At 41.2% G+C, this 12,983-nt stretch carries 8 protein-coding genes; 5 read left to right on the forward strand and 3 right to left on the reverse strand.

Features of this window, described 5'->3' with window-relative positions:
• Positions 1-7: 7 nt before the first annotated feature.
• The 3 genes from HPE56_RS03250 to HPE56_RS03260 form a co-directional block, all read right to left on the reverse strand.
• Positions 8-1,231 carry a hypothetical protein gene (locus HPE56_RS03250; RefSeq protein WP_188242314.1) on the reverse strand — a complete coding sequence of 408 codons (1,224 nt, stop codon included), beginning with the start codon at positions 1,229-1,231 and terminating at the stop codon, positions 8-10.
• Positions 1,232-1,409: 178 nt separating this feature from the next.
• Entirely contained in the window at positions 1,410-3,101 is a 1,692-nt protein-coding gene (locus tag HPE56_RS03255; protein WP_188242315.1) for a SusD/RagB family nutrient-binding outer membrane lipoprotein, read from the reverse strand.
• 19 nt (positions 3,102-3,120) lie between these two features.
• Positions 3,121-6,480: a SusC/RagA family TonB-linked outer membrane protein gene (locus HPE56_RS03260; protein ID WP_188242316.1), complete on the reverse strand. Its 3,360-nt coding sequence runs from the start codon at positions 6,478-6,480 to the stop codon at positions 3,121-3,123.
• Between the two features lie 561 nt (positions 6,481-7,041).
• Here HPE56_RS03260 and HPE56_RS03265 point away from each other — a divergent pair.
• The 5 genes from HPE56_RS03265 to HPE56_RS03285 are packed head-to-tail and all read left to right on the forward strand — an operon-like array spanning position 7,042 to position 12,983.
• Positions 7,042-8,550: a sodium:solute symporter family protein gene (locus HPE56_RS03265; protein ID WP_188242317.1), complete on the forward strand. Its 1,509-nt coding sequence runs from the start codon at positions 7,042-7,044 to the stop codon at positions 8,548-8,550.
• Between the two features lies 1 nt (position 8,551).
• Positions 8,552-8,767 (forward strand): hypothetical protein, encoded by a 216-nt coding sequence (locus tag HPE56_RS03270; RefSeq protein WP_188242318.1) that lies wholly within the window; start codon positions 8,552-8,554, stop codon positions 8,765-8,767.
• Between the two features lie 20 nt (positions 8,768-8,787).
• Entirely contained in the window at positions 8,788-9,021 is a 234-nt protein-coding gene (locus HPE56_RS03275) for an uS11 family ribosomal protein (protein WP_188242319.1), read from the forward strand.
• Between the two features lie 10 nt (positions 9,022-9,031).
• Entirely contained in the window at positions 9,032-11,650 is a 2,619-nt protein-coding gene (locus tag HPE56_RS03280; RefSeq protein ID WP_188242320.1) for a glycoside hydrolase family 2 protein, read from the forward strand.
• Between the two features lie 49 nt (positions 11,651-11,699).
• Positions 11,700-12,983 carry a DegT/DnrJ/EryC1/StrS family aminotransferase gene (locus tag HPE56_RS03285; protein ID WP_188242321.1) on the forward strand — a complete coding sequence of 428 codons (1,284 nt, stop codon included), beginning with the start codon at positions 11,700-11,702 and terminating at the stop codon, positions 12,981-12,983.

Raw genomic sequence — 12,983 nt, forward strand, 5'->3', positions numbered from 1 at the left:
TTTCAATTTACCATTTTTCATCTATAATGCCATAATATCTACCAAACCAATAGTTACGGATCATGGCCGCGGCCGTTCTTTCTTCCTCCGATTTTACTTTTTTAAAGCTTCCGTCTTTTTGGGGAATATTGAACTCCTTCATACGACGTTCGAATCCCCACATATTTTTTATGGCCTGCTCTCTCTCCGCTGTCATGATATCTTCATCCGTGAGTACTTGGTAAACCATAACAAACCAAATCGTACTTTCCCATGTGAACTCGATGTCTTTCCAATCGTACCAGTGCCGATTGAGGTTCATTCTGTACTTATTCAATAGATTTGGGTCATCTTCAAAACGCATCAACATATATAAGGAACGTGCGGCATGGTAATCGTCCCCTACATTTCTCCATTCTTTAGGAAATAGAATTTTAGAATTGATTTGATGATCGTCATACTGATAGCGGTCGATAAGCATATGGTAAGCTGCGTTGAAACGCTCTTTACCGGTAATACGGTGTGTAACCTTAAGTGCCGCCAACATTTCTAGGGAATTGAGAGGTTGATGGGGAAGGTCGGGACAAAAATTGCCCCATAATGTCATTTTACCATCCAAATCGGAAAGCTTGAAATTGTTGTCTATGACCCGCCCAATAAATCGATCCAATAGTCCGGCGGCTTTTTCTTTGTATTGGGAGTCAGCACAGATTTCCCAAAAGATGCCTACGCCGTAAAAAATAGAAGTGAATTTATCCGCACTTAAATCGCCCAACCATCGATAACCGGGCATTGATGTGGATTGATGCCACTCATGGTACCACATCACCTCTTCATGCCATAACGGCTCATCGGTTTGATTGAAACTTCGGGCAACAAGTCCACTTACCCCTGTAACTTTCTCTAGTTTTAATATGGCTTCAAAAATCTGGTTGGCAATGTCCCTATCCTTTTCATCCTTAGTAAGTGCGTATTTATGGGAATAGGCGGCCAACATTTCGGACGTTGGATCCAAACAGTCGGCTTGGGAACCGACAATGGGTCTATCCAATCCTGCTGGGGGGAAAATAACATGTTGCATAATCGCACCCTCATTCCAGTGATTACCCAACATCAATTTATCAAATTGGGTCACTTTTTCATGTAGGGGGTCGGTTTTGCTTGGAAATTTATTGACTTTCTGGGCCCTTGTTTGTATTGCGACAAATAAGCAACAAAGGAATAGTAAACAAGGTCGTAATTTATTATCCATATCCAAAATTTAATTCTTGACTGTCTGTTGCGATGCCCAACATACATTAACTTCCAGAGGTGTACCCCAAACCTGGGTTTATCATAAATAAAATTACCTGGGTTTCCCCAGGTAATTTAAACTAATTAACTCAAACAACTAAAATGAAAATACTCTTCATATTTTTCAAAACAATATATTACCATGGTGTGGACACACCTTGTACGATCCATGGTCTAGCGTAAGGGCTATCATTGGGATCGGTTGAACTATACGGTGTTTCTTCCAAAGAAGCAGCCGCAGCGCTGTTATTTGCACTGTTATTATTGATTTCATCATCAGGATAGATAAATCTTAGGGGCATTACGTCTTCCCTAGCAAAAGGACCAGCGCTTAAATCAGGAAGCCCGGTTCTTCTCCAATCCATATAGGCCTCATCCCCATTGAACATATTGGCAATCCATTTTTGCTCCAGAACCTGTTCCAAAGTACCAGCATAAGCAACTCCTGCATTCATAACATAATCGGAATAGGTATCACCAACACCCCACACTTCCAAGGAGGCCTTGATACCTTCCAGGTAATTCCCTTCCGCATCGGAACCCCAACCTCTTAGGGCTGCTTCCGCTTTTAGGAATGACAATTCCGCATAAGAAAACAATCTCGCTTTTAACAAGTTCCCACCATCATCTTTCTGGTTGAATACTTCATTCATTCTTGACACATAGGAATTTGTACCCCCTCTTGAACCCTCTGAGTTCAAGTTATACTCATAAGGATCAACAGCACTTACGGCCACAGGCAAACCAACATAAACGCTGCTGGTATCGATCAATTTTTTACCGGCTTGTAAATCCGAAGCGTAAGTTGCTTGGGCGTATATCGCGTAATCATTAGCATCCAAGGATTCTTCGTTGATATAACGAATACCATCTTCTTCAACCATGTCAACACCGCCAGGTACTTCTGCTGCAGGCACCACCTTCGTAGGTACTGCAACGGGTGCAAACCAAACGGCAATTCTTGGATCTTCCAACTCCTTTAACTTATCGGTTAGGGTTGTACAGGGTTTTACCCTGTAAAAATCAGAAGCAGAACCAAATTGTCCACTACTTGGCCAAGATTGACTATCAATACCACCGATATAACTTAGCACAAGTTCGTCATCAATTTCACTGATCAAAGGTTTCGCAAGTGTACTTGTAACCCCTCCCTGAGCGAAAGCAGGTAATTTTTCAGATAAACGCATATAGTAGCGTAAGGCTAAGGAATTAGCCAATTTTTGCCACTTTGATGCATCGCCACCATAAAATAGATCTTGCTTCTCTATCACTCCTTGGTAACTTGAACCGCCTAATAGACTTGATGCAGTTTCTAGATCCGCAATAATACCCCTATACACTGTTTCTTGGGTATCATATGCAGGACGTTCACCTTCTAAACCACCGCTTCCATTTAAAGCTTGAGAATAAGGAATGTCTCCGTAGTAGTCGGTTAAATTACCGAATAACATAGATTTTAATATTAAAGTAACTCCCTCATGAAATGGCAAACCAAGTTCTACCGCTCTTTCATAGGCCACTTTGTTGGTTCTTAAAAGTTCATAATTCTTATTCCAGATGGTACCCGTTTCCCAATCGTAGCGATTGTTCGACCAAGAATCTTTCTGTATGAACTGCGATGCAGCACCGGTATCACCAGAGTAACTCCTGGTTGTCATGCTTGTTGCCAAGCCGGTCATTACCGAGCTGATCAATAAATTGGGGTCAACCACACTGGATTCAACTCCATTAGGGTTCTCATTTACTTCAACAAGTCCATCATCACAAGAAACTATAACTAACAATGGAACAAATAGAAATAGTATTGCTATGTTTTTAACTGATTTCATATTATTATTTTTTATTTTATTAGAAACTTGCGTTTAATTTAATACCCACAGGTATCGACCAAGGCTGAATATTATACCGTTCAACACCTTGTGAAAGGTTGCCATTAGAATATTGAAAAGCAGATTCCGGATCAATATTGATGCCCGCTTTGGTCCATAAAATGATATTACGGCTAAACAGGGAAAGCGATAAATTGCGCATGGCGAATTTCTCGGCTATTTTACTAGAGAATGTATAGCCAATTGAAATTTGTCTAAGTTTTACATAATCGGCATCAAAAGTAGCTGCCCTGGTAAAATCCCATGCATAGTTGTCTCCATAGGTATGGTATTGCGTACCTGGTCCTCCAATATTTTCTTGATCGGCTATAAAGTTACCGTCATCATCATAAGTACCAATGACCCCTGGTAAAAACACACCATCATTCAAACCATCAATCGGAAAACCACCGTCTGCTGCTGTTGGCCCTCCAACAAGTGGATAAAAGTCTCCATCGGGTGATAAGAAAACATCTTCATTTTCCCTGATATAGGTTGGAATATCACCAACATCACTTAAATCATAAACTTTATCCAGCCATCTTGTGGTTTGCAAATCCGATTCGCCATAACGGTGTGTTTGGGAAACGAACTGACCACCTTTCCTCCAGTCGAAGTTCATTGATAAATTCCAGTTCTTATATTTAATGGATGTCTGAAGACCCATTTTAAAATCAGGGTTATAGTTACCAATTACTGCGGCAGCCCTGTTACCATCCTCATCGGACAACGTACTGTCACTATTTTCCCAACCTTCATCATCCAATAAAGGCCATCCAAAATAAGGTGAATTTGCGTCTTCTACCCGAACGAATTTTCTATCTACAATCTGCCCGATTTCCTCACCTACCCAAGTATATGCGCCACCTTTTGCTTGTTTCCAAAAGTTTACATAATCGGTACCTTCGGCCAATTCGGTAATGATCGTTTTATTCGTAGTGTAGGTTAGATTGACATTCCAACGTAAATCCTTACCATCAATTAAAACACCCCCCAAGCTAGCTTCATAACCTGTACTTTTTAAATTACCTGCATTAAAAAGTTTAGATGTCGCTCCTGAAGATATAGGTAGGGATTTTTGAAATATTTGATTTTCGTTATTGGACTCATAGTAAGTGAAATCCATATTCAACCGGTTTTTGAAAAGCGATAGATCAACACCGTACTCCGTTGAGGTGTTAAGTTCTGCTTTTATCTCGTCGTTTTTCAATGCTTCGTCTACAGTCAATTGGGCTGCGGAACCCCAATCCCCAGAATTCGTTAAAATAGCATACAAGTTGTGTGCACTGGTATCGTTACCGGCCTGTGCCCAACCAACACGTAGCTTAAATAAAGACACATTGGGGCCCATTTCAAATATGTTGTTCACTAGTATACTTGAAGAAACAGAAGGATACAAGAAGCTGTTTTCGCTTCCCGGCAAGGTACTTGACCAATCGTTTCTAACCGTTGCATCTACGTACACCATATCCTTATAACTAATATTACCTAAGGCATACAAGCTGTTTACACGCTCTTTTGATCGTGTTTCATCATACTCAATGTTGTCAGAAGCAATATTGGATAGGAGGAATAAGTTCGGTATGATCAAACCTGAACCACCGTTTTTTGTTTGGGTAGAAACGAAACTATTATTTACGTTTCTTACATTGCCCCCACCGGATAGACCAAAATCAAAGTTTTCACTCAATTTATCCCTATACGACAGTAAAAAATCAGCATTGCTTTCTACACCATTAAGGTTTTGTAGGCCATAGGCACCATTCATTTCCCTACTGAAACCACTTGATATCTTGGTTTCCCTTTCTTCACGGGAATCATTATAAGCATAACGCACCATTAAAGAAAGTTTGTCCGTAAACTTGTAATCTGCTTGAATATTACCCATCAGTCTTTTTCGCTCAAAGCCATTGTTTATTTCATAGGCCATGAAATAAGGGTTGTTATATTCAAAATCAGATGGATCATCACCAAAATTATAGGGTGCATTTTGGGTCTGTCCCTCTACCAACCAATAATCCCGTAAATCGCGAATATCGATATGTGGGTTGATATCATATACGGCCTGTAAAGGATTCGCGTTTCTTTCGGTGGTTGATGGTCTATTATCCGCACCCGAAATAGAATACTTCAAACTTGTGGTAAGTTTCAATTTATCATTAACCTCGAAACTACTATTGATACCAAAGTTGTTTCGGTGTAAATCAGAGTTCGGAATAAAACCTTCGTGTCTCATATTGGTATAAGACATACGATAGTTCATTCGATCCGTATTATTCTCTACCGCAATCGTATTGGTTAATGTATATGCAGATTGAAAGAAATTTTTAGCATTGTCCTTACCTTTTGAAGTCAAAGGTGTGGCAGCAGCAACGCCACTGGCTATTTCTTCCGCAGTATAAGGCCATTGAACCGCACTTAAACCCTTATCCAATTCTGGACCGATCCAGCCGGATGCAGTTTCATCAATTTGGGAAATAGTAGGATCTGGCCGACTACCGTTTGCGAAACGAGTACTCTTTTCAAAAAATTTATTAGGTGTTTCAAATACATTGCTAGAACTAAATGAGATACCTAGACCCTTGCCTTTCTTACCCGATTTTGTAGTGATCATAATAACACCATTGGCCCCTCTAGAACCATAAAGTGCTGCTGCACTAGGTCCTTTTAAAACAGATACGTTCGCAATGTCATCCGGGTTAATATCACCGATACCACCACCATAATCCACAGCAACACCACTACCCGTACTACCAATATTGGTTAGACTACTTGTAAGCGGCACCCCATCAATCACATATAAAGGCTGGTTATCCGTTGTTAAGGAAGAGGCTCCACGAAGAATAACACTTACGGTTGATCCAGCACCACCCGTAGAATTTATCTGTACCCCGGAAACCCTACCATTCAAGGCGTTCAAGGCGTTCTCCTGTGTTACGGTCGTAAGTTCTTCTCCTTGTACTTCCGAAACGGAATACCCTAAGGACTTCTTTTCCCTGGAAATACCCAGTGCCGTAACGACTACTTCATCAAGCGCTTCGGAAGACGTTTCCAAAGACACATTGATTGTCGATCGGTTACCGACAACCACCTCTTGGGTTGTCATTCCCAAATAGGAAAAAACAAGTACGGCATTACTATCCGGCACTTGGATGGTATAATTTCCATCAAAATCAGTACTTACCCCGGTAATGGTTCCTTTTAAAACAACCGAAACCCCTGGTAATAATTCCCCATCGGTACTATTGACTACTCCCGTAACCTCTTGTTGTGCCACTATACTCCCAGCAAACATGCTGAATATAAAGAGTAGTAACAAGTTCGTTTTTCGTTTTTTCATATTATTTCATTTTTTTAAAAGGTTGATTATTAGGTTTTTTTGAATGTGAGTTTCACAAAACTATTTTAATTCCTTCTTATAATTACATGGTATATTATTAATTATATATGTTTTTTTAACCTATGTACCCCCTGTTTTATGATAAAATGAAATAATAGTTAAGATATCATCAATTATAAGCGAAAAACTTTAAGAAGACCTTAACGAAACAAGCCGATTCTACCCCATTGATTATGGAGGTGCCATTATGCAATAAAAGAATCACTATTATTAGAGTACATCACCTCCTTATATTATATCGCTACTTTCAAATATTTTACCCCTTACGGAAGTCCCCTTTATGATACAGTCCCTCACATACAGTATCCTATTATATATTATACTCCTATGGCATCCTAAATATATAGACACCTGAAACTATACATATATTAACTTATTTACACCCTATGAATCATCTAAAACAACCCATAGGTTGAAATATCATGTAAATCAAACAAGATATAATAAACCATTTGATTTCATTTAATTTTAATTTGTAGATATCATCTAACAATATTTCATATGCTTTCAGGAATCGACTATTTTATTGTAATCGCCTACATCGTAGGAATGTTATTACTAGGACTCTATTTTAAAAAATTCGTTAATAGTTCGGAAGACTACTTTCTTGGGGGCAAAAGCCTTCCTTTTTGGGCCATCGGTATGTCTATCGTTGTTTCGGATATTGGGGCCTTGGATTTTGTAGGGGTTTCAGGACAAGCCTATCGTTACGGAATTTCCGTTGGAAATTTCGATTGGGTGGGTTCTGTACCTGCCATGTTATTGGCGGCATTTATTTTTATTCCCTATTTCTGGCGGGGAGGAATGTATACCATCCCTGAATACCTGGGAAGAAGGTATAACCAAAAAGTGCGTACCATTGCATCGGTAACCTGGATTTTGTTTTTTGCCTTGGATTTGGGTGTTCTTTTTTGGGCCAGTGCAGTACTATTGAACGTTCTTATGGGTTGGCCCATATGGATTTCCATTATTTCCACTGCCGGGGTTGTTGGACTCTATACCTATTTTGGGGGGATTACCGCAGTGATCATGACCGATGTTGTGCAGTTCTTTATCATGTTCATCGGAGGATTTGCCCTGGTTTTCCTAAGTCTTTACGAAGTTGGGGGTTGGGATAACATGGTCGATAAAATCGCAACAATGGGACCTGAGTATAGGAACCATTTCGATATCATTCAACCACAGGATACAAAATCACCCTTTCCATGGACGGGAATTCTATTCGGCCTGACCTTTGTGATGGCCAATGCGTATATGATCGGTAACCAATCTATTGTACAGCGCTGTCTTACCGCCAAAAACGAATGGCACGCAAAAGCAAGTATGATTTTTGGTTCTGCCCTTAAAATGTTCATTCCCATATTGGTCTTGTTCCCAGGTCTTATGGCCGTGGTGGTCCATCCCGGATTGGCCGATGGTGACCAGGCCTTGCCCTTGATGATCAAGTCCATTCTACCTCCTGGTTTGGTCGGCTTAATGTTTGCGGCATTTTTCGCAGGCTTAATGTCCAGTGTGGATTCGTTGTTGAATTCCACAGCTACCTTGTTTACCAAGGATATCTACGAACCGTTTATTAAAAAAGGTGCCGATGACAAGCATTATTTAAAAGTTGGGCAGATCACGACCTTGGTTTTGTTGATCATAGGAGTAGCGACTTCACCGATCAGCAGTGATTTTCCTGGTATTTACGTAGCCATTCAAACCTTTATGTCTTATTTCCAAGGACCGATATTCTCCATTCTTCTATTGGGTATATTCTGGAAAAGGACCACGGAATGGGGAGGACTTTCGGCTTTGGTCATTGGAATTGGATTCGCCATATACCTCAATGTATTTAAAGAGCAATTCTTTACCATAGAAGATCCTTTCCTTTATATCTCTTGGTGGTCCTTTCTACTAGGAGTTATTATAAATGTATCTGTTAGTTTGTTGACCAAAAAACATACGGCGGAGCAATTGCAAGGCTTGGTGTTTAGTTCTAAAATTTTGGTAAAAAATAAAAAACTGTAATATGTTCAATTTTGACTGGCTTTCCGGTGTTTCACAAGAAAATGCAAAAATGGTATTCCTTAGTTTGTATGCAGTAATAGGTATTTTGGTGATGTTGTTACCCACTGAATATATTTACGAGGGTATTCCCAAGGAAGACCGCCACTGGTGGAACAATTTAAAACTATGGTCCATTGCCGTCCTATGTATTTTGGCATCGATTTATAATCACTTTTAACCCCTTTAATCAAAAAAGTTATGAAGACAAATGAAATAAATGCCGGATTAAAGGCCGCTCAAATTAACAATGCCCTTGGGTTCTTCATTCTGGCTTTTGGGGTTATTATTCTTTTTGCAATGTTCTATACCGATACTTTTATAGAACATATGACGGATATGGTTGCTGGACTGCTTCTCATCTCTATTGGAGGAGGCATGATGTGGAAAGCGAAACGTACCATAAAGAAATTGAAAGCCGAAAAAGCATCATAATGTAATCCGTATGACCAACAAAACCTACAAAATCATATTGACCGAAGATTGGAAAATTCAATCTTCCGAACATATTTCCCAATCCGGAAAGGAGATCTCTACCCAAACCCAACTTTCTGCAAACTGGCTGCCAACCCAGGTTCCTACTACCGTTTTGGGTGCCTTGGTCGCAAACAAAGTGTATGAAGATCCTTATTTCGGTGAGAATCTCAAGGCTATCCCAACCCAACAGTTTAAGACTCCTTGGTGGTTTAGCACCAATTTCACAATCCATCCCGAACAGACCGACCTTTTTGCCCATTTGAATTTTGACGGAATCAATTACAAAGCCAACATTTGGCTCAATGGCCATTTGATTGCCGATAGTGACGCTGTAGATGGGGCATATCGTCGTACTTCCTTTGATATTAGCACATATACTACGGTTGGGAACAATATTTTGGCCGTTGAGGTCATCCCTCCCAAACCTGGTGATTTCAGTACTGGATTTGTCGATTGGAATCCCGCCCCACCAGATGGGAATATGGGCATTTTTCGTCCTGTAACACTCCTTTTGCACGGTGGCGTACATATTGAGAATCCATTTGTACAAACAGCCCTTCATTATAACGGCAAAACCGAGGCAAAGCTTTTAATATCAACGGAACTTCATAACGATAGTGAGCTGTCCATATCGGGAACATTGATGGGTGCGATAGGAAATATCAGATTTACATTGCCCATTACCCTACCCCCGAAAGGCAAAGAGACCATCAAAGTGGATCCCTCTGATTTTCCCCAATTACTTTTTAAAGACCCAAAACTTTGGTGGCCCATCCACATGGGGGAACCCCATCTGTACAACCTGGATTTGACCTTCAAAATCGATGAACACACCTCCAGTACCACAAGTACCCGTTTCGGTATTCGACAGGTCTCCGATTATTGGTTGGATGATATCCATCGCGGATTCAAGATAAACGGTAAAAAAGTATTGATCAAGGGTGCTGGTTGGACAGATGACCTTTTGTTGATGGATACCCACGAAAAAATCGAGGCTCAGGTAAACTATGTTAAACAAATGAACCTCAACTGTATTCGCCTCGAAGGCTTTTGGGGGAATGATGAAAAACTATATGACCTCTGTGATGAACATGGCATTCTGTTAATGGTCGGATGGAGTTGCCATTGGGAGCATGAAATCCATATGGGTGTGCCCGTAAATGAACGATTCGGGGGTGTCTACAAAAAAGAGGACATTGCACACGTAGCCCAAGCTTGGGAAGATCAGGTCATTTGGTTGCGCAACCACCCCAGCATTTTTGTATGGACGGTGGCCAGTGACAAAGTTCCCATTACCGAATTGGAAGAAAAATATATAGAAACCTTCTCTGAATATGACCCTACCCGGCCCTATCTAAACTCTACGGGTGGTGTAGGCAGCGACCAACATGTCATTGGAAGTGAGGATGTTATTAGTGAAATCAGCGGTTCCTCAGGCGTTAAAATGCTCGGACCTTACGCTTATACAGCCCCTATATATTGGTTTACCGATACCCAATTCGGTGGGGCCTATGGTTTCAATACCGAAACCGGTCCTGGTGCCCAAGTACCCCAGTTGGATAGTTTAAGGAAGTTTATTCCCGAAGACAAACTGTGGCCCATCAATGACACTTGGGACTATCATTGTGGCATGTACGAGTTTGCCGATCTAAGCCGTTTTACAAATGCTATCAATGAGCGCTATGGCACTCCTGAATCAATTGAGGAATTCGACAAAAAGGCCCAAGCCATGAACTATGAGCTTATGCGCCCTATGTTCGAAGCCTTTCAGGTCAACAAAAAGAAGGCTACGGGTGTTGTTCAATGGATGCTCAATGCGGCATGGCCGAAAATGTACTGGCAATTATATGATTATTACCTATTGCCAACTGCCGCCTTTTATGCCGTACAAAAAGCATGTGCTCCATTGCAGCTCATCTACAATTATGGAGATCATCAGATCTATGCCGTAAACGATTACTTGCATAATGTTATGGATTTGACCGCCAAGATCCAAGTGTACGATATAAACTCGGAAATACGATTTGAAGCGGAAAAAACGTTCAATGCATCCCCGGATTCGGCAGTATCATTGCTACCCTTGGATTCTTTGGAAGATCTTTCATCAACCTATTTTGTAAACCTTCGGCTGTTCGATTCAGAAAAAAAACAAATCAGCACGAACTTTTACTGGTTGTCTACCCAAGAAGAAACGTTGGACTATGAGGCCGATCTTGGTGAATTTGCCTACCATACCCCCAGTAAACAATATGCCAACCTAAAATCACTAAGCAAGTTGCCAAAAATCTCCTTGGACGTCTCCTATCATATCGAAAGGAAAAAAGGAGGACAAGTGGCGGTTGTGACCCTAAAGAACAGTAACGATTGCATTGCTTTTTTGGTTCATATGAAGATAATGGACAAGAAAAGTGGGGAAGTCATAGTCCCTGTTTTATGGGATGACAATTTCATAAGCCTAATACCCCAGGAAGAACGTACCATACGGGCCACCTTCAACGTGGATACCGATGTGGAAATCAAAGTCGAAGGATGGAATATAGACCGAACCGATTATAATGTGGGTCCATCCCATAAGGTGATCGATTAAACAACTATGTGCAATAACCCAAAACGAAGCAGGTCAAAAATATAACAGAATGAAGAAATTAGCGATACAGGGAGGTACTCCGGCCCGTGACACAAAAACAAATCCATGGCCCCAATGGCCGGTTTGGGGCCAAGAAGAAGAGAAGGCCCTCATCGAGGTGCTTCATAGCGGCGTATGGTCCTATAATGGTCCAAAGGAAACCGAGTTCAACAAACTATTCGCCGAATTTACCGGCGTTAAGCATTCGATCTGTACCGTTAACGGCACGGTTACCCTACAAATCGCTCTTGAGGCTTTGGGTGTTGGGTATGGAGACGAGGTAATCATTCCCGGACTTACTTGGCAAGCGACAGCCGCAACAGTAATTGATGTTAACGCTACCCCCATATTAGTCGATGTTCTTGAGGATACATGGTGTATTGACCCAGAGGAGATCAAAAAAGCCATCACCCCCAGAACAAAGGCGATTATTCCTGTACACCTTTATGGCGGATTTTCCGATATGGATGCGATTATGGCCATCGCCAAGGAACACAATCTCTTCGTTGTTGAAGATTGTGCCCATAAACACGGTGGTGAGTGGAATGGACAAAAAGCAGGAAGCATAGGCCATATCGGCAGTTTCAGCTTTCAGTTGTCCAAACACCTGACCGCCGGTGAGGGAGGAGCGGTAACGACCAACGATATTGATTTGGCCGAAAAATTGGACGCCCTAAGAAATTGTGGGCGACGACCCGAGGGAGACTCCCTTATCGGGGCTGATAAAGGTATAGGTGACTATGGTGATGATGGTAATTTCATTCAATCAGGAAATCTTCGGATTACCGAATTCCAAGCTGCCATTCTTGTTGAGGGACTCAAAAGACTGCCCGAACAGAATGCCAACAGGGATGCCAATGGGGCTTATTTGAATGAACTTTTGAACAACATTCCCGGTATTCACCCTTTAAAAAGGGACCCTAGGGAAACTAAAAAAGCATATTTCAATTTTGCTTTTAGATATGATAGGCAAGCATTTAAGGACCTATCTGTACAGGATTTCAGAAGTGCACTTGAAGCCGAATTGAACATTGTGGTCGATGCGTGCTACGAACCTTTGAACAATTGTTCCTTATATGTACCCCACACCAAACCCGCGCGCTATAAACTTAGTGATGCTTATTGGAAGGCCATAGATCCCAAAAGATTCACTTTGCCCATTTGTGAGCGCCTATATCATGATGAATCGGTTTGCCTGCACCATAAAATCCTGATGGGCACCAAGGCTGATATGGAGCTGATTGCGATGGCTATTGAAAAAATATATAATAATACCCATGAAATTACTAACTAA

The sequence above is a fragment of the Maribacter aquimaris genome (assembly GCF_014596745.1).
GTDB lineage: Bacteria > Bacteroidota > Bacteroidia > Flavobacteriales > Flavobacteriaceae > Maribacter_A > Maribacter_A aquimaris.